Origin of the sequence: Micromonospora parathelypteridis (assembly GCF_014201145.1) — a bacterium.
GTDB classification, from domain to species: domain Bacteria; phylum Actinomycetota; class Actinomycetes; order Mycobacteriales; family Micromonosporaceae; genus Micromonospora; species Micromonospora parathelypteridis.
Window position 1 is genome coordinate 5639875 of sequence record NZ_JACHDP010000001.1, and the last position, 21164, is coordinate 5661038.

Sequence of the window (21164 nt, forward strand, 5' to 3'; positions counted from 1 at the left end):
GACCTCACACGCTTAGGAGTGCCGTGACACGCCGCCTCTTCACGTCCGAATCGGTCACGGAAGGCCACCCGGACAAGATCGCCGACCAGATCAGCGATGGCATCCTCGACGCGTTGCTGGCCGAGGATCCGCACAGCCGGGTGGCGGTGGAAACCATGATCACCACCGGCCAGGTGCACATCGCCGGTGAGGTGACCACCAAGGCGTACGCCGACATCCCGACGATCGTCCGCCGGACCATCCTCGACATCGGCTACGACTCGTCGAAGAAGGGCTTCGACGGCGCCTCCTGCGGGGTCAGCGTCTCCATCGGCGCGCAGTCCGAGGACATCGCGCAGGGTGTGGACAACGCCTTCGAGCTGCGTACCGGGGCGTCGGAGAGCGCGCTGGACGCGCAGGGCGCCGGCGACCAGGGCATGATGTTCGGCTTCGCCTGCTCGGAGACTCCCGAGCTGATGCCGCTGCCGATCGCCCTCGCGCACCGGCTGGCCCGCCGCCTCGCCGCCGTGCGCAAGGACGGCACCATCCCCTACCTGCGGCCGGACGGCAAGACCCAGGTCACCATCGAGTACGAGGGGCTGCGCCCGGTCCGGCTGAACACCGTGGTCGTGTCCAGCCAGCACGCCGCGGACATCTCGCTCGACTCGCTGCTCACCCCGGACGTGCGCGACCACGTGATCGCACCGGAGCTGGAGAGCCTCGGTCTGGACACCGACGGCTACCGGCTGCTGGTCAACCCGACCGGCCGGTTCGAGATCGGCGGCCCGATGGGTGACGCCGGGCTGACCGGCCGCAAGATCATCGTCGACACGTACGGCGGATACGCCCGCCACGGCGGCGGCGCGTTCTCCGGCAAGGATCCGTCCAAGGTGGACCGCTCGGCCGCGTACGCGATGCGCTGGGTGGCCAAGAACGTGGTCGCCGCCGGTCTGGCCGAGCGGTGCGAGGCGCAGGTCGCCTACGCCATCGGCAAGGCGCACCCGGTGAGCCTGTTCATCGAGACGTTCGGCACCGAGACCGTGCCGGTCTCCTCGATCGAGAAGGCCGTCGCCGAGGTGTTCGACCTGCGGCCGGCCGCGATCATCCGGGACCTCAACCTGCTCCGCCCGATCTACCAGCAGACCGCCGCCTACGGCCACTTCGGCCGGGAGCTGCCGGACCTGACCTGGGAGAGCACCGACCGGGCCGCCGACCTCAAGTCGGCCGCGGGAGCCTGACCGCCACCAGGCGCAGCGACCGGCGACCCGCGGACGGGTCGCCGGTCGCGCGCGTCTGCGTGGACGTCGGGCTCGCGCATCTGGACCGGCCGTTCGACTACCTGGTGCCGGCGGAGCTGGACGAGGCGGCGGTGCCCGGCACCCGGGTGAAGGTGCGCTTCGCCGGGCAGCTCGTCGACGGATGGCTGTTGTCACGCGCCGACGACTCCGGGCACACCGGCCGCCTCGCGTACCTGGAGAAGGTGGTCTCGCCGGAGCCGGTGCTGTCGCCCGAGGTCGCCCGGCTGGCCCGCGCGGTCGCCGACCGGTACGCGGGCAGCCTCGCCGACGTGCTCCGGCTCGCCGTGCCGCCACGGCACGCGCGGGTGGAGAAGGAGCCCCAGGACGAGCAGCCGACCCCGGTGGAAGCCGCCGCGGCCGACGCGGTCGACCCCCGCGGGTGGCGGGACTACCCGACGGGCCCGGCGCTGCTGCGCGCGCTCACCGACGGTCGGGCGCCCCGCGCGGTCTGGTCGGCGCTGCCCGGCGAGGACTGGGCGGCCCGCTACGCCGACGCGGTGGCCGCCACCGTCGCCGGCGGGCGCGGCGCGGTCGTCGTGGTACCCGACGCCCGCGACCTCGACCGGCTGGACGCGGCGCTCACCAGCGTGCTCGGCCCGGGGCGGCACGTCAGCCTCTCCGCCGCGCTCGGGCCGGCCCGGCGCTACCGGGCGTTCCTCGCCGCCCGTCGCGGGCAGGTGCCGGTGGTGATCGGTACCCGGGCGGCGATGTTCGCCCCGGTGGAGCGGCTCGGCCTCGTCGCCATCTGGGACGACGGTGACGACCTGCACTCCGAGCCCCGCTCTCCCTACCCGCACGCCCGCGACGTGCTGCTCACCCGAGTCCAGCTCGCCGAGGCCGGCGCGCTGGTCGGCGGGTACGCGCGCACCGCCGAGGCGCAGTTGCTGCTGGAGACCGGCTGGGCTCGGGAGGTGGTCGCCGAACGGGCGACCGTGCGGGCCCGTATCCCGGCCATCGCGCCGACCGGCGACGACCCGCAACTGGCGCGCGACCCCGGGGCCGCCACCGCCCGGCTGCCCAGCCTGGCCTGGACGGCCGCCCGCGACGCCATCCGGGCGGACCTGCCGGTGCTGGTGCAGGTGCCCCGACGCGGCTACCTGCCGTCGATCTCCTGCGCCGAGTGCCGCACCCCGGCGCGCTGCGCGCACTGCGCCGGCCCGCTCGCGCTGCCCTCGGCCGGCGGCACCCCGGCCTGCCGGTGGTGCGCTCGGGTGGCCGCCGCGTACGCCTGCCCGGAGTGTGGGGGACGGCGGCTGCGGGCCGCGGTGACCGGCGCCCGGCGGACCGCCGAGGAACTGGGCCGGGCGTTCCCCGGCGTGCCGGTCCGCACCTCGGGGCGCGAGGAGGTGCTGACCGACGTGCCCGGCGGCGCGGCCCTGGTGGTGACCACGCCGGGTGCCGAGCCGGTCGCCGAGGGCGGCTACGGCGCGGTGCTGCTGCTCGACTCGTGGGCCCTGCTGACCCGGGCCGACCTGCGTGCCGGCGAGGAAGCGCTGCGCCGCTGGCTGGCGGCCGCGGCCCTGGCCCGCCCGGCACCGACCGGACGGGTGGTGGTGGTCGCCGACGGCGCGCTCGCCCCGGTGCAGGCGCTGCTGCGCTGGGACGCCGCCTGGTTCGCCGGCCGGGAGTTGGCCGAGCGCCGGGAGCTGGGCTTCCCGCCGGCCGTACGGATGGCGAGCGTCACCGGCCCGGCCGAGGCGGTGGCGGACCTGCTCGCCGCGGCGCGGCTGCCCGCCGACGCCGAGGTGCTCGGCCCGGTGCCGGCGGAGGAGGGGCGGGAGCGGATGCTGGTCCGGGTGCCCCGGGCCCGCGCCGCCGCGCTCGCCGAGGCGCTGCACTCGGCCGCCGGTGCTCGCGCCGCCCGCAAGGCCGCCGACCCGGTTCGCCTCCAGGTCGACCCGCTGAGCCTGTTCTGACGCTTTCGGCCGCTGCCGCTGCCGCCCTTGTGCTGCTCCTGTTTTCGCAGGTGTCGGCGTCGATGGGCCCGGCCCGTGGGGGTCACCCTCGCACACGGCGTCCGGCAGGGCGGTGGCGCCGGAGTGGTAGCATCGCCCGTCATGTCGAGGCGTACGACGGCTCCAGGTCGCGACGGAGCGTCTGCCGCGCCGAGCTGGGGCCGCCGCCGCAGGATGGCGGGAACGCGTCGCTCGGACGCGATGTCGATGATGTCTGTGAGCCGGTGATCAGGGGTGGACCAGTCGTGACCGTTGGACAATCGATCGTCTTCAACGGCGACCTCGGCAGCGGCAAGAGCACCGTGTCGGTCGAGATCGCCAAGCGGCTCGGGATGCGCCGGGTCAGTGTGGGAGACCTCTACCGGGAGATGGCGCAGCAGCGGCAGATGACCGCACTGCAGCTCAACCTGCACGCCGAGCTCGACCAGGCCGTCGACGGCTACGTCGACCAGCTCCAGCGGGACATCGCCGCCTCCGGTGAGCCGCTGATCATGGATTCCCGGCTGGCCTGGCACTTCTTCACCGACGCGCTCAAGGTCCACATGATCACCGAGCCGGGTGAGGCGGCCCGCCGGGTGCTCGCCCGCCCCTCCGGGCCGGCGGAGAGCTACGCCACCCTGGAGGAGGCCAAGGCCAAGCTCCGTGAGCGCAGCGCCAGCGAGCGCAGCCGGTTCATCATCCGTTACGGGGTGGACAAGGCCCGCCTGCGCAACTACGACCTGATCTGCGACACCACCCGGGCCTCCGCGGCCGAGGTGATCGAGCACATCGTCGCCGCGTACGAGGGCACGCTCGGCGCCGAGGTGCTGCGCGACGGGCCGCCGTTGCTGCTGCTCGACCCGTCCCGCGTCTACCCGACCGAGGACATCGCCACCCTGCGGGGTCTGTGGGACACCGACTTCGTGGGCGACGTGGCCGAGGCCGGCGACGAGGCGCTGGAGCCGTTGAAGATCGGGTTCACCGGCGAGTACTTCTTCGTCGTCGACGGTCACCGCCGGCTCAGCGCCGCCCTGCAGAACGGCTTCTCCCTGGTCCCCGCCCAACTGGTCGCCGAGGTCGACGAGCCGGTGGTGGGTGGGATGAGCGCGATCGACTACTTCGCCGCTCAGGTGCGTCCCGGCCTGGTCTACGACTGGGAGGCGGCCCACAAGATCGAGCTGCCGCTGCCCGAGCCCGAGTTGCTCCGCGGCGACGCGGTGCTCGCCGGGGACCCGGGCGCCAACGCCTGACGGGTCACACCCCGCGCCGGAATGAACCCGGCGCAGGGGCGCCCGCGTCGACGGGGGCTGCCGGGAAGGGCCGGCACCTCCGATGATGGAGCCTCCGACGCATCGACGAGGGAGGCCGGTCATGGACGCTGCCGAGGCGCTCACCCTGCTCATGTCGCCGCAGGGGCGCATCGACCCGTACCCGACGTACGAGCAGCTGCGCGCGCACGGGCCGGTCGTGCAGGCCATGCCGGGCCTGTACGCGGTGACCGGTTACGCGGAGGTCGACGAGCTGCTGCGCGACCCCCGCCTCGGGGTGCTCGACGACGAGCGGCGCGATCAGCTCTGGCCGAACTGGCGGCAGAGCCCCGCCGTGTCGTCGATCGCCCGCTCCATGCTGCGGACCAACCCACCCGATCACAGCCGGATGCGCCGGCTCGCGTCCGGGGCGTTCAGCCCGCGCCGGGTCGCCGGGATGCGCGACGTGGTGCACGCCCAGGCGGTGGAGCTGCTCGACGCGATGGTGGCCCGGTCCTCCGACGGTGAGCCGGTCGACGTGCTGGCCGACTTCGCGTACCCGTTGCCGGTGGGTGTGATCTGCGCGCTGCTCGGCGTGCCGCCGGCGGACCGGCCGATGTTTCGCCGCTGGGCCGGTGACCTGACCGGGGTGCTGGAGCCGGAGATCACCCCCGAGGAGCTGGCGGTCGCCGACGCTGGCGCCACCGAGCTGCGCGACTACTTCGTCGAGCTGGTCGTCGACCGGCGGCGGGCGCCGGCCGACGACCTGACCACCGCGCTCGTGCAGGTGCACGACGCCGACGGGGACCGGCTCACCGGCGCCGAGCTGCTGGCAAACCTGGTCTTGCTGTTGGTCGCCGGCTTCGAGACCACCACCAACCTGCTCGGCAACGGCCTGGTGGTGCTGCTGGGTCACCCCGAGGCCGCCGCCGCGCTGCGCGCCGACCCCGACCTCGCCCCGGCGTACGTCGAGGAGCTGCTGCGCTTCGACTCCCCGGTGCAGCTGACCACCCGGACCAGCACCGCGCCGGTGACCTGCGGTGGGGTCGACCTGCCGGCCGGCAGCACGACGCTGCTGCTGCTCGGCGCGGCCAACCGGGACCCGCGACGCTTCCCCGACCCGCAGCGCTTCGACCCGGCCCGTGACCAGGCACACCCGCTCTCCTTCGGCGCCGGCCCGCACTACTGCCTCGGTGCCGGCCTGGCCCGGCTGGAGGCGCAGCTGGCCTTCCCGATGCTGCTGCGCCGCCTGCCCGAGCTGGCCCTGGCCGGGACGCCCCGACACCGCACCCGGCTGACCCTGCGCGGTTACGAGAGCCTGACGGTGACACTGGGCACACCGGCGGTGGCCGATCGAGGTACGCCGGCCGGCGCGCGTCCGAGCACTCCGTAGACTGGTACGGCACCGCCCGTCCCACCTGTCGAAGGAGCCATCCCGCGTGACCGTTCAGCCCATCCGTCTGTTTGGGGATCCGGTGCTGCGCACGCCGGCCGATCCGGTGGTCGACTTCGACGCCGAGCTGCGTCGGCTCGTCGCCGACCTCACCGACACGATGCGTGAGCAGAACGGCGCAGGCCTGGCCGCGCCGCAGCTCGGCGTGAGCCTGCGGGTGTTCACCTTCGACGTCGACGACGTGCTCGGGCACCTGATCAACCCGGTGCTCGAGTTTCCCGACGAGGAGGAGCAGGACGGCCCGGAGGGCTGCCTGTCGATCCCCGGGCTCTACTTCGACACCAAGCGTCGGCAGAACGTCATCGCCAAGGGTTTCAGCTCGTTCGGCGACCCGATGCAGATCGTCGGCACCGGTCTGATGGCGCGCTGCGTCCAGCACGAGACCGACCACCTCGACGGGGTGCTCTTCCTCGACCGGCTGGACTCTCAGGGGCGCAAGGAGGCCATGAAGGCGATCCGCCAGGCCGAGTGGTACGACGCGGCGGCCCCGCCGACGGTCAAGCTGAGCCCGCACATCAGCGACCCCTTCGGTCTGGGGCGGTGACCCCGATGCGCGTGATCTTCGCCGGTACGCCGGCTGTCGCCGTGCCCGCTCTGGCCGCCGTCGCCGCCTCCGGGCACGACCTGGTCGCCGTGGTCACCCGGCCCGACGCGCCCGCCGGGCGCGGGCGTGGCCTGTCCCGCTCCCCGGTCGGCGAGTGGGCCGACGAGCAGGGTGTCGAGGTGCTCACGCCGGCCCGCCCCCGCGACCCCGAGTTCCTCGACCGGCTGCGCGAGCTCGCACCGGACTGTGTGCCGGTCGTCGCGTACGGCGCGCTGGTGCCGCCGGCCGCCCTGGAGATCCCCCGACACGGCTGGATCAACCTGCACTTCTCGCTGCTGCCCGCGTGGCGTGGCGCCGCACCCGTGCAGCACGCCGTGCTGCACGGTGACGAGCTGACCGGGGCCAGCGTCTTCCAACTGGAGCAGGGCCTGGACACCGGCCCGGTCTACGGCACGCTGACCGACGAGATCCGCGCCGCTGACACCTCCGGTGACCTGCTGGAGCGGCTCGCCGAATCCGGTGCCGGTCTGCTGGTGGCGGTGCTCGACGCGATCGCCGCCGGCACCGCCAGGGCCGAGCCGCAGCCCGCCGACGGGGTGTCGCTGGCGCCGAAGCTGACCGTGGACGACGCCCGGGTGCGCTGGAGTGACCCGGCCTTCGCCGTGGACCGCCGGCTGCGGGCCTGCACCCCGGCCCCGGGCGGCTGGACCACGTTCCGGGGCGAGCGGGTGAAGCTCGGCCCGGTCGTGCCGGTGCCCGACGGCCCCGAGTTGAAGCCGGGGGAGTTGCTGGTGGAGAAGTCCCGGGTGTTGGCTGGCACGGCGACCGTGCCGGTGCGTCTCGGTGAGGTCCGAGCCGCGGGCAAGCGGGCCATGGGCGCGACGGACTGGGCGCGCGGTGTCCGCGTGGGCACCGGCGAGGACTTCGCGTGACGGCCCCGGAGGGGACGCGCCCGATGCGCTCCGGCCCGTCGGCCGGTCGTGGCGGGGACCGCCGTCCGGTCCGGCCAACCGTGGACCGGCCGCGCCGCGCGGCGTACGAGGCGGTGGCCGCGGTGCACCGCGACGACGCGTTCGCCAACCTGGTGCTGCCCACCATCCTGCGCGAGGAGGGGCTGTTCGGCCGGGACGCGGCGTTCGCCACCGAGCTGACCTACGGCACCCTGCGCCACCTGGGCACGTTGGACGCGATCCTGACCGACGCCGCCGGCCGGGACGTGGCCCGGATCGACCCGCCGGTACGCGACGCGCTGCGGCTCGGGGCGTACCAGCTGCTGCACACCCGGGTGCCGGCGCACGCCGCGGTCTCGTCGACGGTGGACCTGGTTCGATCGGTCGCACCGGGCGCGACCGGCTTCGCCAACGCGGTGCTGCGCGAGGTGTCCACCCGTGACGCGGACGCCTGGGTGGCGAAGCTCGCCCCGCCGATGGAGACCGACCCGGTCGGGCACCTGGCGTTGGCGTACAGCCATCCGCAGTGGATCGTGCGGGCCTTCTCCGAGGCGCTCGGCGGCGATCTCGGTGAGACGGCCCGCCTCCTGATCGAGGACAACGAGCGTCCGCCGGTGCACCTGTGCGCACGACCCGGGCTGATCGACCCGATCGAGCTGGCCGACCAGGTCGGCGGGGCGCCCGGCGCCTTCTCGCCGTACACCGTCTATCTGCCCGGCGGCGCGCCGGGCGACGTGCCGGCGGTGGTCGACGGCCGTGCCCACGTCCAGGACGAGGGCTCCCAGCTGGTGGCCGCCGCACTCGCCGACGCGCCGTTGGACGGCCCGGACGGGCGTTGGCTGGACCTGTGCGCCGGCCCGGGCGGCAAGGCCGGTCTGCTCGGCGCGCTGGCCGCGCAGCGTGGTGCGCGGGTGACCGCGGTCGAGGTGGCCGAGCACCGGGCCCGGCTGGTCTCCCAGGCGACCCGGGGTCTGCCGGTGGCCGTGCTGGCCATGGACGGCCGTGAGGTCGGCGCCGACCCGAAGCTCCCGGAACAGCACTTCGACCGGGTGTTGGTGGACGCCCCGTGCACGGGCCTCGGCTCGCTGCGTCGCCGGCCGGAGTCGCGCTGGCGCCGGCAACCGTCCGACCTGCCGCCGCTCACCCGGCTGCAACGGGAGCTGCTCGGTGCGGCGCTGCGGGCGGTCCGCCCGGGTGGGCTGGTCGCCTATGTCACCTGCTCGCCGCACACGGTCGAGACGCACGTGACGGTGACCGAGGCGGCGCGCCGTAGTGGGGTTCCGGTGGACTTCGTGGACGCCCGGCCGCTGCTGCCGGCCGGCATGCCCGGTCTGGGCGACGGGCCGACCGTGCAGCTCTGGCCGCACCGCCACGGCACCGACGCGATGTTCCTCGCCGTTCTGCGCCGAGGCTGAGCCGCGCCGGCACCGAGTCCGATGTCAGGAAGGGCCCCCGATCAACGCCAGGCGTTGGCCGGGGGCCCTTCCGTTCAACTCGCTCAGGTGATCGGGAGCCCCTTGGTGCCGGCGTTCCTCATCGAGCGGGTCAGGTTCCGGTCGGAGATCCAGAGGAAGCACTGCACGCCACGGTTGCCGTTCTTCCACTCCTCCTCGTACGGCTGGTAGTAGATCGTGCCGGCGCGGAAGTCGAGCTGCGAGTTGTCCGGAACCTTGGCGTACTTGGCGATCATCGTCTGGCAGGCCCGGTGGGTCCGCTTGACGGTGCGGGAGAACTCGGCGTAGCTGACCTCCGGGGCCTGCCAGACCCCGACGAACTCGGCGTGGTGCTTGGCGGTGCAGGAGACCGGCACCATCTCGTCGATGTCGTCCTTGACCAGCTTCGGGTTGAAGCAGCGGTACGCCAGCGGGGCCGCGCCGGACAGCGCGCCCCGGAGGCTGCCGGTGCGCACGCCCACCGTGGTGTCGTCGATGCTGGCGATCTCGGTGACGTCGCAGCGGTACCAGCGGGCCCCGCCCGTCCAGGCCTGCGGCGAGGGCAGCACGACGGTCAGGCCGAGCCGACCGGAACGCCAGTCGGCGCCCACCGCCTTGTTGACCTGGGTGTCGCACGCGGTCTGTGCGGCCCGCAGGCCCGCCGAGCCGGGCTGCGGGGGCGTGCCGGGCTCGGCGTTCGGCCCGGTGAGCGTGCCGACGTGCATGGTCTCCACCAGGTGCGACTCGGTGCACGCCGTCGGGTTGTAACCGGTCAGGAAGCCGACCTGCTGGGGGGTTTGGTGGCAGACGTCGGCGGCGGGTACGAACTGCTGCGCCGCGACGGGCGCTGGCCAGTCGTCGATGAGGTCACGGTCGACTCCGGCCGGTGTGCTGCACCCGGTCAGCACCAGGGCCAGAGCCGCACCCCCGGCGAACGCCGCCAACCACCGTCGCATTCCTGACCTCCCGCTGCGGTGGCCTCCAGCCGGACCCCGCCGGTAGGTAGCGCCACGGCGCAGCAGCATACGGCACCGATGCTCAGATCGCGGGCAGTCCCTTGGGGCCGGCGCCGCGCATCGAACGGGTGAGTTTGCGGTCGTCGCTCCACAGGAAACAGCGCACCCCACGGTCACCGTCCTCCCACTCCCGTTGCGACGGTGGGTAGTAGATGGACCCGGCCCGGTACGGCAGGTCGCCGTCGTTCGGCACCGCCGCGTACGTGGCGATCAACTCCATGCAGCGTTTGTGCGCCTGCTCGGCGGAGCGGGTGAACTCAGCCCAGCTCACGTCCCGTTCGTCGTAGACGCCCACGAACTCGGCGCGGTGCGGCTCGGTGCAGAGCACCGGCGCCATGTAGTTGAGGTTGTCGCCGATCAGCTTGGGGTCGAAACAACGGTGGGTCAGCGGGGTGTCGCCGATCAACGCGCCGCGCAGGCTGCCGGTGCGGTTCACCGCGCGGGTGTTGTCGATGCTGCCGGTCTCGCTGAGGTCGCAGCGGAACCAGCGCGCTCCGCCGGACCAGGCGGGCGCTGAGGGCAGCGCGAGGGACAGGGTGAGGCGAGCGGTGTGCCAGTCGCCGCCGAGCATCTCCCGGGCCCGCTGGTCGCACTCGGCACGGGCCCTGCGCAGCGCCGCCGATCCGGGTTCGGGACGGGCCTCGGCCAGCGCGTCGGGCCCGACGAAGGTGCCGACGTGGATGGCCTCGGCCACGTGGTTACGGGCGCAGTCCACCGTCTCGTACGTGCTCGCCTGCACGATCGCGGTGATCCGGGGCAGGCAGGTGTCGGTGGCGGGGGCGAACGGCGTCGGCTCCCGCAGCGCCGGCCAGTCGTCGGTGAGATCACCGTCCGCGCCACGGGTCGGCGCGCAGCCGGCCAGCAGCATCGTCGTGACGCCGGCCAGCACCAGCGCTGGAAACCACCGTCGCATCGTCCGCCCTTCCGGGAGCTGGCGGCCGGTCACCGCGCCCCGCGGCGAAACCCCGGCGGGCGTGCAGCCTACGGCACCGTCCCGCTTGGAGTGTCGTCGTGTTTCCGTCGATCGGCTAGCCACTCATGTCTATTCGTCCGAATTCGGCGGTCCGGACCGACTTATTCTGCACCACTGGTCACTGCCGGATCACAGCGCGTCGGAGTTGGTGCCGCCATGCGGGATGTAGGTGACCGCGTTCGTACACTGGCCCCGTGACCGTACCGCCGCCGATCGTCGCGCCGAGCATCCTGGCCGCCGATTTCGCCCGCCTCGCCGAAGAGGTCCGTGCCGTCGAGGACGCCGCGGACTGGTTGCACGTCGACGTGATGGACAACCATTTCGTGCCGAACCTGACCATTGGGCTGCCCGTGGTGCAGAGCCTGCGGGCTGTCACCGCGATGCCGTTCGACGTGCACCTGATGATCGAGGATCCGCGCCGGTGGGCCCCCGGTTACGCCGACGCCGGGGCGTACAACGTCACCTTCCACGCGGAGGCGTCCGACGACCCGGTGGCGCTGGCCAAGGACCTGCGCTCGGCCGGCGCGAAGGCCGGGCTGGCCATCGACCGGGACACCCCGATCGAGCCGTACCTGGACCTGCTGCCGAGCTTCGACACCCTGCTGATCATGACGATCAAGGCGGGCTTCGGCGGGCAGCGGTTCATCCCGCAACTGCTGGACAAGGTGCGTACCGCCCGCCGACACGTCTCGGCCGGGCACCTGGAGCTCCGCATCGAGGTGGACGGCGGGATCGCCGCCGACACCATCGAACAGGCGTCCGCTGCCGGCGCCGACGCGTTCGTGGCCGGCACCGCCGTGTACGGCGCCGCCGACCCGGCGGAGGCGGTACGGCACCTGCGGGCACTGGCGGAACGCGCGGCTCCCGAGGCCTGAGATGGACCCCGACGGCGACCGCAAGGACATCATTCTCGTCGTCGACGACGACGAGGACATCGCTCGTTTCGTCGAGTTCAACCTGCGGCTGCACGGCTTCGAGGTGATCCACGCCAGCGACGGCCAGGAGGCCCTCGAGGTCATCGAGCGTCAGCGGCCGGACCTGGCGGTGGTCGACCTCATGATGCCCCGCATCGACGGGCTGGAGCTGACCCGGCGGCTGCGCGCGGACCCGATGACCTCCGCCCTGCCGGTGATCATGCTGACGGCGAAGGGGATGACCGTCGACAAGGTGCACGGGCTCAGCGCCGGCGCCGACGACTACCTGGTCAAGCCGTTCGACACCGCCGAGTTGGTGGCCCGGGTCTCGTCGACCCTGCGCCGCAACAAGGAGTTCCGGGAGGTGTCGCCACTGACCGGTCTGCCCGGCAACAGCCGGATCCGTCGGGAGATCAGTGACCGGGTCCGGCACGGTGTGGACTACGCGGTCGGTTACATCGACATCGACCGGTTCAAGAGCGTCAACGACCGGTACGGCTTCGTCCGCGGCGACGACTTCATCTCCGCGCTGGCCCGCAGCCTGCACCGGGCGGTGGTGGCGGTGGGGCTGCCACCGGCCTTCCTCGGCCACGTCGGCGGCGACGACTTCGTCATCGTCTGCGCCCCCGACCAGGTCCGCCCCCTGACGTCGCGCGCGGTGGTCGACTTCGAGAAGTCCGCCGACACGCTCTACGACGCGACCGACCGGGAGCGCGGCTTCGTCGAGCTGAAGGACCGGCGCGGCAACATCCGCCGCGCCGCCCTGGTCACGCTCTCGATCGGGGTGTCCCTCTCCGACGCCGGCAAGCGGTTCACCGACCCCCTCGAGGCGATCGCGGTGGCCTCGGAGATGAAGACGGTGGCCAAGAGCCAACCGGGTTCGTACGTGGCGGTGGACCGGCGCCGCGGGGTCACCTGAGCGTGATCCCGCTGTGAAGTAGCTCGCCTAGGTGGCGACGCACCCGGATCGGCGTGTAAGACTTCGAGGTACCCACCACGCGCTGGCGGGACTCGGTGAGATTCCGAACCGGCGGTGATCCACGGTCCAACCGTGGTCAGCCCGCGACCCGGACGGCTCTGCCGTCCGGTGGACCTGGTGAAAATCCGGGGCCGACGGTTGGGAGCGGTTCGTCCGCCCCCAGACAGTCCGGATGGGAGACAGCGCGCGGGACGGACGGGTCCGAGCCGGCCGCTGGCTTCAGCGTGCCGTGCCGACCCTCCGGGTCGGCTGTGCCGTTCCCGGAATCCGCCACCGCCTGCCCGCGGCCCCATGGCCGCAGCCTCCCTGACCGCCCGCGCGCGGACCGGCGAGTGAGAGGGCAGGGGCAGGGCGATGGTCAGCGTCTCCGTCGATGAGGCGATGCGGCGGGCGATCGAGTTGGCGGCACGCGGACTCGGCACCACCAGTCCCAACCCGGTCGTCGGTTGTGTGCTGCTCGACGAGGACGGCCAGGTCGTGGGTGAGGGTTTCCACGCGTACGCCGGCGGGCCGCACGCCGAGATCGTCGCCCTGGCGCAGGCCGGGCGACGCGCCAAGAACGGCACCGCGGTCGTCACTCTGGAGCCCTGTGACCACACCGGTCGCACCGGCCCCTGCAGTTCCGCGCTCGTCCAGGCCGGGGTGGGCCGGGTGGTCATCGCCGTGCCCGACCCCAACCCGGTCGCGTCCGGCGGCGCCGCCACCCTGCGGGCCGCCGGGGTCCGAGTCGACCTGGGGGTACGCGGCGAGGAGGCCGAGTCCGGCAACGTCGCGTGGCTGACCTCGATGCGCCGGGGCTGGCCGTACGTCATCTGGAAATACGCCGCCACGCTCGACGGGCGCTCCGCCGCGGCCGACGGCACCAGCATGTGGATCACCTCGGAGGCGGCCCGGATCGACGTGCACGCACTGCGCGGCACGGTCGACGCGGTGCTCGCCGGGGTGGGCACCGTGCTCGCCGACGACCCCCGGCTGACCGCCCGCAACCTGCGCGACGGCAGCCTGGCGATCCGGCAGCCGCTGCGGGTGGTGGTGGACAGCTCGGGGCGTACCCCGGATGACGCCCGGGTCCGCGACGGCGCCGCGCGCACGTGGATCGCGACCGCCGACGAGGTCGGCGCCGGCCCGGACGGCCGGGTCGACCTGCCGGCGCTGCTCGCGGCGCTGCACCAGCGCGGGGTCCGCGCGGTGCTGCTGGAGGGCGGCCCCCGGCTGGCCGGCGCGTTCCTGGCCGCCGGCCTGGTGGACAAGATCGTCGGGTACGTCGCGCCGCGGTTGCTCGGCGCCGGACCGACCGCCCTGGTCGACGCGGGAGTGACCACCATCGCTGAGGCCATCGATCTGGAGTTCGTCGACGTTACGCAGATCGGTCCGGATCTCCGGATCACCGCTTTGCCCCGCAAAAGGGAGGGCTGACATGTTCACCGGCATTATCGAGGAGTTGGGCGAGATCGTCCGGGTGACGCCGACGGCGGGCGATTCGGCGCTGGTCGCCGTTCGCGGTCCGCTGGTCACGTCCGACGCCCGGCACGGCGACTCCATCGCGGTCAACGGCGTCTGCCTGACCGTCGTGGAGGTGGTCGACGGGACCTTCACCGCCGACGTGATGGGGGAGACGCTGCGCCGCTCCGCGCTGGGCGCGCTGCGCCCCGGCGACCCGGTCAACCTGGAGCGGGCCGCTGCCCTCGGCAGCCGACTCGGCGGGCACCTGGTGCAGGGCCACGTGGACGGGGTCGGTGAACTGATCTCCCGGGAGCCGGCCGAGCAGTGGGAGACCGTCCGGTTCCGACTGCCCATCGCCCTGTCCCGGTACGTGGTGGAGAAGGGCTCCATCACCATCGACGGCGTCTCGCTGACCGTGGCCGAGGTGGGCGAGGACGAGTTCGCCGTCGGGCTGATCCCGACCACGCTCAAGCTGACCACGCTCGGTGCGAAGGGTGCCGGCGACCCGGTCAACCTGGAGGTCGACGTGTTGGCCAAGTACGTCGAGCGGCTGCTCGGCAGCCGGTCCGCCGGCACCGACGCTCACCCGGTGGCCTCGAGCACAGGCGAGGTGGCCTGATGGGTCCGCTCAGTTGGCTGCTGGACGCCCAGGTGCACGTTGCCGGCTCGCCGGTGCTGGCCCGGGAGATCGTCGGCAACGCGTTCGGGCTGATCTCCGCGCTGCTCGGGTTGCGCCGTCTGGTCTGGGCGTGGCCGGTCGGGATGATCGGTAACGCGCTGCTCCTCACGGTGTTCCTCGGCGGGGTGTTCGCCACCCCACAGGAGCACGATCTGTACGGCCAGGCCGGCCGGCAGGTGTTCTTCTTCGCGGTCAGCGTCTACGGCTGGTGGCGCTGGCGGCGGAACCGTCGCGCCGATGCCACGCAGGCGGCGGTCGTCCCGCGCTGGGCCACCGGGCGGGAACGTCTGGTGATGCTGCTGGCCGCCGTGGTCGGCACCGCCGCCGCGTACCCCGTGCTCGCGGCGCTGGGCTCGTGGGGTCCGCTGCCCGACGCCTGGATCCTCACCGGCAGCCTGCTGGCCACGTACGGCATGGCCCGCGGCTGGGTGGAGTTCTGGTTGCTCTGGATCGCGGTCGACGCGGTCGGCGTGCCGTTGCTGCTGCGCGGCGGGTTCTACCCGTCGGCGGTCATGTACCTGATCTACGGCGCCATCTGCGTCTGGGGCTTCGCCGCCTGGTGGCGCACCTCGCGCGCCACCCGGCCGGCGCCGGTCCGTCCCATCTACACGGAGGCCGTCGCATGAGCGAGCGTAGCGAGCGAATCATCGAGTTCAGCGCCGTGGTCGGTCATGACGTCACGGAGCGAAGCGGAGTGGCGGCATGACCAGCTTCGGGGATATCGAGCAGGCGATCGCGGACATCGCGGCCGGTCGGCCGGTCGTCGTGGTCGACGACGCCGACCGGGAGAACGAGGGCGACCTGATCTTCGCGGCCGAGCTGGCCACGCCGGAGTTGCTGGCGTTCACGGTCCGGTACACGTCGGGCTACCTCTGCGTCGCGCTGACCGGCGTCGACTGCGATCGGCTCGATCTGCCGCAGATGGTGCACCAGAACCAGGACTGGACGGGCACCGCGTACACCGTGACCGTGGACGCCCGCGCGGGCGTCACCACGGGCATCTCGGCCGCCGATCGCGCCCACACCACCCGGTTGCTCGCCGACCCTGCCGCCGGTCCGGCTGACCTGGTCCGCCCAGGTCACGTCCTGCCGCTGCGCGCCAAGGAAGGTGGGGTGCTGCGCCGTCCCGGGCACACCGAGGCGGCCGTGGACCTGACCCGACTGGCGGGGCTGCGGCCGGCCGGCGGTCTCTGTGAGCTGGTCAACGACGACGGCACCATGATGCGGTTGCCGGACCTGGAGAAGTTCTGCGCCGAGCACGGCCTCACGCTGATCACCATCGCCGACCTGATCGCCTACCGGCGGCGTACCGAGAAGCAGGTCGAGCTGGTCGCGGACGCCCGGATGCCGACGCGGCACGGGGTGTTCCGGGCGCTGGGCTACCGTGCCGAGCACGATCCCGCCGAACACATCGCGATGGTGCTGGGCGACCTTGGCGATGGCCAGGACGTGCTGGTCCGGGTGCACTCGGAGTGCCTGACCGGGGACGTGTTCGGCTCCCTGCGCTGCGACTGCGGACCGCAGTTGGACGCCGCGCTGGCCCGGGTCGCGCGGGAGGGTCGGGGCGTCGTGCTCTACGTACGCGGGCACGAGGGGCGCGGCATCGGGCTGCTGCACAAGCTGCAGGCGTACCAGTTGCAGGACCTGGGCCGCGACACCGTCGACGCGAACCTCGACCTGGGTCTGCCGGCCGACGCCCGCGACTACGGCACCGGCGCGCAGATCCTCTACGACCTGGGCGTGCGCTCGATGCGCCTGCTGACCAACAACCCGGCCAAGCGGGCCGGGCTGGAGGGGTACGGGTTGACCATCACCGGCCGGGAGGGGCTGCCGGCCGGCGCACACCCGGAGAACCTGCGCTACCTGCGCACCAAGCGGGACCGGATGGGTCACCTGCTGGACGAGTTGGACGAGGTGTCCGAGGCGCCGCTGGGGCGTCCGGTCGCCAACGACGAGATCGGAGCATGACGATGGCGGGTTTCGGTGAGCCGGGAGTCGACGCGGTGGACGCCGCAGGGCTGACCGTCGGGGTCGTCGCCGCCCGGTGGCACGGCGACCTGACCGACCACATGCTGGAGCGTGCGGTGGCGGCGGCCGAGGCGTGCGGGGCTCGCTCCGTTGTCGCCCGCGTCGCCGGCTCGGTCGAGCTGCCGGTGGTCGCCCAGGCCCTCGCGCGCCGCTGCGACGTGGTGGTCGCCCTCGGCGTGGTGGTCCGTGGCAGCACCGCCCACTTCGACTACGTCTGCCGTTCGGTCACCGACGGGCTGACCCGGGTGGCGCTGGACGAGGGCAAGCCGGTGGCGCACGGGGTGCTCACCGTGGAGAACATCGAGCAGGCGCGGGACCGGGCGGGTCTGCCCGGCTCGGCGGAGGACAAGGGTTGGGCGGCCACCGTGGCGGCGCTCGACGCGGCGCTGGCCGTTCGGACCGTGGCGGCGGGCAACGCCCAGCGGGTCGGCTTCGGCGGCTGACACGTCCTCGAAGACGGCCGGCTGTCCTCCAAGGCCGGCCGGCCGGCTTCAGAGGCGGCCGGCCTGGATGATGCGGTGCAGGAACTGTTGGGTGCGGGGCTGGGTCGGCTCGCCGAGCACCTGCTCCGGCGGGCCGCTCTCGACGACCCGCCCCCCGTCGAGGAAGCAGACCTCGTCGGCCACCTCGCGCGCGAAGCCCATCTCGTGGGTGGCCAGCACCATGGTCATGCCGTCGGCCTTGAGGTCCCGGATCATCGCCAGCACCTCACCGACGAGTTCCGGGTCCAGGGCGGAGGTGACCTCGTCGAGCAGCATCAGTCGAGGTGAGTTCGCCAGCGCCCGGACGATCGCCACCCGCTGCTGCTGACCGCCGGAGAGTGCGTCCGGGTAGGCGTCCGCCTTGGCACCGAGGCCCACCCGGTCGAGCAACTCCCGCGCCTGCGCCTCGGCCTCCGCCCGGGCCCGCCGGTGTACGCGGCGCGGCGCGAGGGTGATGTTCTCCAGCACGCTCAGGTGCGGGAAGAGGTTGTACGCCTGGAAGACCATCCCGATCCGACGACGGACCCGGTCCGGATCCACGCGGGGATCGGAGATGTCCTCCCCGTCCAGCTCGATGGTGCCGTCGTCGAGTTCCTCCAGCAGGTTCACACACCGCAGCAGGGTCGACTTGCCGGACCCGGACGCGCCGATCAGGGCCACCACCCGGTGCTCGGCGACGGTCAGGTCGAGCTGGTCGAGCACGACGTGGCCGGCGAACTCCTTGCGCAGGCCCCGGCAGCGCAGCAGTGCCATGGTCAGCCTCCCGACTGTCGGCGGGCCGCGCGCAGCGTCACCCAGTCGGTGACCGCGATCAGCGGGATCGCGAGCAGCACGAAGAGCACCCCCGCCACGATGTACGGCGTGTAGTTGAACGTCTGGGCGGTGGCGATCTGGGCGGCACGGACCGCGTCGATCGGACCCGCGAGGGAGACCAGCCCGACGTCCTTCTGCAACGCCACCACGTCGTTGAGCAGGGGCGGTGCCACCCGACGGACGGCCTGTGGCACCACCACGTGCCGCATCGTCTGCCGGTAGGTCAGGCCCAGCGACCGGGCCGCCGCGAGCTGGCTGGGATGCACCGACTCGATGCCGGCCCGGAACACCTCGGCGAGGTAGCCGCCGTAGGTGAGGATCAACGCGATCCCACCGAGCACCAGCACCGGTGGCATGCCCTGCAGACGCAGCCCCGGCACGCCGAGGGTGAGCAGGTAGAGCACGATGATCAGCGGCAGGCCGCGGAACGTGTAGGTGTAGCCGGCGGCCAGTGCCCGGACCGGGAAGAAGATCGGGCCGCGCAGCGTCCGCAGTACGGCGATCACCAGCCCGAGCACCAGCGCGCCGGCCGCACAGCAGACCAGCAGTCGTACGTTCAGCCAGAGCCCACTCAGCACCGCCGGCAGCGCGTCCCGGGCGATCGTCGGATCCAGGAACGACTGCCGGACCCGGTCCCAGCCGGGCGCACCGGTCACCGCGATGACCAGGAGCGTGCCGAGTGCCGCCGTCGAGGACGCCGCGACCAGCACGCTGTAGACGGTCTGCCGATGCCGGTACGCCGAACGCCGCACCTGCGCCTCGGAGGGGACGTGCTGCAGAAGCGTCACCGCAGCTCGGCCGCCCCCGCCACCTGCGCGAGCCACTTCTCCTCCAACTGCTTCAGCGTGCCCGCCTCACCGAGCTGACCGACCGCGCCGGTCACACAGGAGGTCAGCGGCGAGTTCTTGTCCAGCAGCAACCCGAACGCCTCGGGCGTCCCGACCTGCGGCACCTGCCCGACGATCGTCGCATCGGTGATCTCCGCGCCGGTGATGTAGAAGGCCGTCGGCAGGTCCACCACCAGACCGTCGATCTGCCCGTTCTGCAGGGCCTTCTTGGCGTCGTCATTGCTGTTGTAGACCTGCGGCTTCGAGGCCGGCTTGAGCACGTCGGTGATCGCCTGGTAGCTGGTCGTGCCGACCTGGGCGCCGAGCCGGGCGTCGCGGAAATCGGCCAACGACTTCTTGCCGGCGATCTTCGAGGACTTCAAGGCGATGACGGTCTGCCGGACCAGGTAGTACGGGGCGGAGAAGTCGACCGCCTGCTTGCGCTCGTCGGTGATGGAGAACTGGTTGATGTCGAAGTCGAAGTCCTTCGGCCCCGGGGCGATCGCGGTGTCGAACTTGACCCGGGTCCAGGTGACGTCGGCGCGGGCGTAGCCGAGCTTCTCGGCGACCGCGTACGCGACGGCGGACTCGAAGCCCTCGCCGTTGTCCGGCTTGTCCTTGGAGAACCACGGCTCGTACGCGGGCTGGTCGGTGGCGATGGTGAGCTTGCCCGGCGTACGGGTGGGCAGGCTGTCCTTGGCGCAGGACGGCGACGTGGTGACAGTTGGCATCGGTTTCTCCACCTGTGGCGCGCACCCGGCGGTTGCTGCGACGACGGCACCGGCGAGGCTGAGCGCGAGGAGACGTGAGCTGCTGGCCATGGCGGACAGCGTAGAGCTCCATGCGCATCGATCGAAGATTATCCCACCGTGTTGATAGGGAATTGTCCGCTGGCTGGGTTTCGGTGGACCCGGACGCGGGGCGTCGGTCGGTCGGCTGGAAGAATCGTCTCCCGTGAAGACGTTCGAGGAGTTGTTCGCCGAGCTGCAGGCCAAGGCCGCTGCCGGCACCCCGGGCTCGGGCACCGTCGCCGCCCTGGACAAGGGGGTGCACTTCATCGGCAAGAAGGTCGTCGAGGAGGCGGCCGAGTCGTGGATGGCCGCCGAGTACGAGGGGCCGGAGCGTACCGCCGAGGAGATCTCCCAGCTGCTCTACCAGGTTCAGGTGCTGATGCTCGCCAGTGGTCTCGAGCTCAAGGACGTCTACCGACATCTGTGAGTGCCCCCAACCCGTTGATCGCCATCCGGATCGAAGGAGCACTCCTGTCATGCTGCGTGTCGCCATCCCCAACAAGGGCACCCTGGCCGAGCCGGCCGCCCAGATGCTGCGTGAGGCGGGCTACCGCCAGCGCACCGACCCCAAGGACCTCGTCTGCCGCGACGAGGCCAACGACGTCGAGTTCTTCTACCTGCGCCCCAAGGACATCGCCACCTACGTCGGATCCGGTGACCTCGACCTCGGGATCACCGGCCGGGACCTGCTGATCGACTCGGCCGCGCCGGCCGAGGAGGTCGTCGACCTCGCCTTCGGTCAGGCCACCTTCCGCTTCGCCGCCCGCCCCGACGACATCGCCTCCGTGCAGGACCTGGGCGGGCACCGCATCGCCACCGCGTACCCCGGCCTGGTCGAGCGGCACCTCGGCGAAGCGGGCGTCAAGGCCGACGTGATCCGCCTCGACGGTGCGGTGGAGAACGCCGTACGCCTCGGTGTCGCCGACGTGATCGCGGACGTGGTGGAGACCGGCGCGACCCTGCGTCAGGCGGGCCTGGTGGTCTTCGGTGAGCCGTTGCTGCGCTCGTCGGCGGTGCTGGTCCGGCGCGCCGGCGCCCCGGCCCAACCGCAGGCCGAGCAGCTGCTGCGCCGCCTGCACGGTGTGCTGGTGGCCCGCCGTTACGTGATGCTCGCCTACGACGTGCCGGCCGGTCTGCTGGACCGGGCCAGCGGGCTCACCCCGGGCATCGAGTCGCCCACCGTGTCGCCGCTGCACCGCGAGGGCTGGGTGGCGGTGCAGGCGATGGTGCTCCGCGACGACGTCCACGGCATCATGGACGAGCTGTACGAGCTGGGCGCCCGCGCCATCCTGGTCACCAACATCCACGCCTGCCGGCTCTGACCACGCGCCTCGCCTTCTTGATCGACTCAGGATCGCCGAGGTGGGGGTGTCCGCCCGCA

Annotated in this window: 21 protein-coding genes and 1 riboswitch; of the genes, 16 read left to right on the forward strand and 5 right to left on the reverse strand. The window is 72.6% G+C overall.

Going from position 1 to position 21164, the window contains the following annotated elements; all coding sequences use genetic code 11:
- Positions 1-23 precede the first annotated feature (23 nt).
- The 7 genes from metK to HNR20_RS25590 all read left to right on the forward strand — a co-directional run bounded on the left by metK (position 24) and on the right by HNR20_RS25590 (position 8820).
- Positions 24-1217 carry a methionine adenosyltransferase gene (metK, locus tag HNR20_RS25560; RefSeq protein WP_151487780.1) on the forward strand — a complete coding sequence of 398 codons (1194 nt, stop codon included), beginning with the start codon at positions 24-26 and terminating at the stop codon, positions 1215-1217.
- The gene (locus tag HNR20_RS25565; protein WP_184188986.1) at positions 1214-3193 is read left to right on the forward strand and encodes a primosomal protein N'; all 1980 of its coding nucleotides are present in this window, start codon (positions 1214-1216) and stop codon (positions 3191-3193) included. Before metK ends, HNR20_RS25565 begins: the two co-directional genes overlap by 4 nt.
- 284 nt (positions 3194-3477) lie before the next feature.
- Positions 3478-4461, forward strand: coding sequence for an AAA family ATPase (locus tag HNR20_RS25570; RefSeq protein WP_184184702.1), 984 nt, complete (start codon positions 3478-3480; stop codon positions 4459-4461).
- A 121-nt stretch (positions 4462-4582) separates the two neighbouring features.
- A complete protein-coding gene (locus HNR20_RS25575) occupies positions 4583-5851 on the forward strand; it encodes a cytochrome P450 (RefSeq protein ID WP_184184705.1) in 1269 nt (422 codons plus the stop codon).
- 46 nt (positions 5852-5897) lie between these two features.
- A complete protein-coding gene (gene def, locus HNR20_RS25580; RefSeq protein ID WP_229687334.1) occupies positions 5898-6455 on the forward strand; it encodes a peptide deformylase in 558 nt (185 codons plus the stop codon).
- 5 nt (positions 6456-6460) lie between these two features.
- Positions 6461-7387 (forward strand): methionyl-tRNA formyltransferase, encoded by a 927-nt coding sequence (fmt, locus tag HNR20_RS25585; protein ID WP_184184708.1) that lies wholly within the window; start codon positions 6461-6463, stop codon positions 7385-7387.
- Positions 7388-7410: 23 nt separating this feature from the next.
- Positions 7411-8820, forward strand: coding sequence for an RsmB/NOP family class I SAM-dependent RNA methyltransferase (locus tag HNR20_RS25590; protein ID WP_184188992.1), 1410 nt, complete (start codon positions 7411-7413; stop codon positions 8818-8820).
- Positions 8821-8903: 83 nt separating this feature from the next.
- Here HNR20_RS25590 and HNR20_RS25595 read toward each other — a convergent pair whose 3' ends face one another.
- Together HNR20_RS25595 and HNR20_RS25600 are read right to left on the reverse strand one after the other, a co-directional pair.
- On the reverse strand, positions 8904-9794 hold the full coding sequence (locus tag HNR20_RS25595; RefSeq protein WP_184184711.1) for a septum formation family protein: 891 nt from the start codon (positions 9792-9794) through the stop codon (positions 8904-8906).
- An 82-nt stretch (positions 9795-9876) separates the two neighbouring features.
- The gene (locus HNR20_RS25600) at positions 9877-10767 is read right to left on the reverse strand and encodes a septum formation family protein (protein WP_184184714.1); all 891 of its coding nucleotides are present in this window, start codon (positions 10765-10767) and stop codon (positions 9877-9879) included.
- 254 nt (positions 10768-11021) lie between these two features.
- On the opposite strand from HNR20_RS25600, the gene rpe reads away from it, so the two are divergent.
- The 7 genes from rpe to ribH all read left to right on the forward strand — a co-directional run bounded on the left by rpe (position 11022) and on the right by ribH (position 17313).
- Positions 11022-11702, forward strand: coding sequence for a ribulose-phosphate 3-epimerase (rpe, locus tag HNR20_RS25605; protein ID WP_110566069.1), 681 nt, complete (start codon positions 11022-11024; stop codon positions 11700-11702).
- A gap of 1 nt (position 11703) precedes the next feature.
- Complete coding sequence (locus tag HNR20_RS25610; RefSeq protein ID WP_184184717.1) at positions 11704-12660, forward strand: response regulator; 957 nt, start codon at positions 11704-11706, stop codon at positions 12658-12660.
- Between the two features lie 77 nt (positions 12661-12737).
- A riboswitch (FMN riboswitch) is annotated at positions 12738-12908 on the forward strand.
- 166 nt (positions 12909-13074) lie between these two features.
- A complete protein-coding gene (gene ribD, locus HNR20_RS25615) occupies positions 13075-14136 on the forward strand; it encodes a bifunctional diaminohydroxyphosphoribosylaminopyrimidine deaminase/5-amino-6-(5-phosphoribosylamino)uracil reductase RibD (RefSeq protein ID WP_184184720.1) in 1062 nt (353 codons plus the stop codon).
- Position 14137: 1 nt separating this feature from the next.
- The gene (locus HNR20_RS25620) at positions 14138-14782 is read left to right on the forward strand and encodes a riboflavin synthase (RefSeq protein ID WP_184184723.1); all 645 of its coding nucleotides are present in this window, start codon (positions 14138-14140) and stop codon (positions 14780-14782) included.
- Positions 14782-15468, forward strand: a complete 687-nt coding sequence (pnuC, locus tag HNR20_RS25625; protein ID WP_184184726.1) for a nicotinamide riboside transporter PnuC — start codon at positions 14782-14784, stop codon at positions 15466-15468. The genes HNR20_RS25620 and pnuC overlap by 1 nt, the downstream gene beginning before the upstream one ends.
- A 76-nt stretch (positions 15469-15544) precedes the next feature.
- Positions 15545-16810, forward strand: coding sequence for a bifunctional 3,4-dihydroxy-2-butanone-4-phosphate synthase/GTP cyclohydrolase II (locus tag HNR20_RS25630; RefSeq protein ID WP_184184729.1), 1266 nt, complete (start codon positions 15545-15547; stop codon positions 16808-16810).
- Positions 16811-16812: 2 nt separating this feature from the next.
- Positions 16813-17313 (forward strand): 6,7-dimethyl-8-ribityllumazine synthase, encoded by a 501-nt coding sequence (gene ribH / locus HNR20_RS25635; RefSeq protein ID WP_184188995.1) that lies wholly within the window; start codon positions 16813-16815, stop codon positions 17311-17313.
- Positions 17314-17361: 48 nt separating this feature from the next.
- Here the strand turns inward: ribH and HNR20_RS25640 are convergent, their stop codons facing one another.
- Genes HNR20_RS25640 through HNR20_RS25650 form a run of 3 tightly spaced genes read right to left on the reverse strand, consistent with a single transcriptional unit; the run spans position 17362 to position 19813 of the window.
- Positions 17362-18105, reverse strand: a complete 744-nt coding sequence (locus tag HNR20_RS25640; RefSeq protein WP_308425474.1) for an amino acid ABC transporter ATP-binding protein — start codon at positions 18103-18105, stop codon at positions 17362-17364.
- 2 nt (positions 18106-18107) lie between these two features.
- Positions 18108-18953, reverse strand: a complete 846-nt coding sequence (locus HNR20_RS25645) for an amino acid ABC transporter permease (protein ID WP_184184732.1) — start codon at positions 18951-18953, stop codon at positions 18108-18110.
- Entirely contained in the window at positions 18950-19813 is an 864-nt protein-coding gene (locus HNR20_RS25650; RefSeq protein WP_184184735.1) for an ABC transporter substrate-binding protein, read from the reverse strand. The genes HNR20_RS25645 and HNR20_RS25650 overlap by 4 nt, the downstream gene beginning before the upstream one ends.
- A gap of 133 nt (positions 19814-19946) precedes the next feature.
- Here HNR20_RS25650 and HNR20_RS25655 point away from each other — a divergent pair, with 133 nt between their 5' ends.
- Positions 19947-20210 (forward strand): phosphoribosyl-ATP diphosphatase, encoded by a 264-nt coding sequence (locus HNR20_RS25655; protein WP_184184738.1) that lies wholly within the window; start codon positions 19947-19949, stop codon positions 20208-20210.
- 49 nt (positions 20211-20259) lie between these two features.
- Entirely contained in the window at positions 20260-21105 is an 846-nt protein-coding gene (hisG, locus tag HNR20_RS25660) for an ATP phosphoribosyltransferase (RefSeq protein WP_184184741.1), read from the forward strand.
- The last annotated feature ends 59 nt before the right edge of the window (positions 21106-21164 follow it).

Coding starts and splice junctions, on each gene's coding strand:
- HNR20_RS25575 (WP_184184705.1), top strand. CDS start 4,583: ATGGACGCTGCCGAGGCGCTCACCCTGCTCATGTCGCCGCAGGGGCGC.
- fmt (WP_184184708.1), top strand. CDS start 6,461: ATGCGCGTGATCTTCGCCGGTACGCCGGCTGTCGCCGTGCCCGCTCTG.
- HNR20_RS25590 (WP_184188992.1), top strand. CDS start 7,411: ATGCGCTCCGGCCCGTCGGCCGGTCGTGGCGGGGACCGCCGTCCGGTC.
- HNR20_RS25595 (WP_184184711.1), bottom strand. CDS start 9,794: ATGCGACGGTGGTTGGCGGCGTTCGCCGGGGGTGCGGCTCTGGCCCTG.
- HNR20_RS25600 (WP_184184714.1), bottom strand. CDS start 10,767: ATGCGACGGTGGTTTCCAGCGCTGGTGCTGGCCGGCGTCACGACGATG.
- HNR20_RS25610 (WP_184184717.1), top strand. CDS start 11,704: ATGGACCCCGACGGCGACCGCAAGGACATCATTCTCGTCGTCGACGAC.
- ribD (WP_184184720.1), top strand. CDS start 13,075: ATGGTCAGCGTCTCCGTCGATGAGGCGATGCGGCGGGCGATCGAGTTG.
- HNR20_RS25620 (WP_184184723.1), top strand. CDS start 14,138: ATGTTCACCGGCATTATCGAGGAGTTGGGCGAGATCGTCCGGGTGACG.
- pnuC (WP_184184726.1), top strand. CDS start 14,782: ATGGGTCCGCTCAGTTGGCTGCTGGACGCCCAGGTGCACGTTGCCGGC.
- HNR20_RS25630 (WP_184184729.1), top strand. CDS start 15,545: ATGACCAGCTTCGGGGATATCGAGCAGGCGATCGCGGACATCGCGGCC.
- ribH (WP_184188995.1), top strand. CDS start 16,813: ATGGCGGGTTTCGGTGAGCCGGGAGTCGACGCGGTGGACGCCGCAGGG.
- HNR20_RS25640 (WP_308425474.1), bottom strand. CDS start 18,105: ATGGCACTGCTGCGCTGCCGGGGCCTGCGCAAGGAGTTCGCCGGCCAC.
- HNR20_RS25650 (WP_184184735.1), bottom strand. CDS start 19,813: ATGGCCAGCAGCTCACGTCTCCTCGCGCTCAGCCTCGCCGGTGCCGTC.
- hisG (WP_184184741.1), top strand. CDS start 20,260: ATGCTGCGTGTCGCCATCCCCAACAAGGGCACCCTGGCCGAGCCGGCC.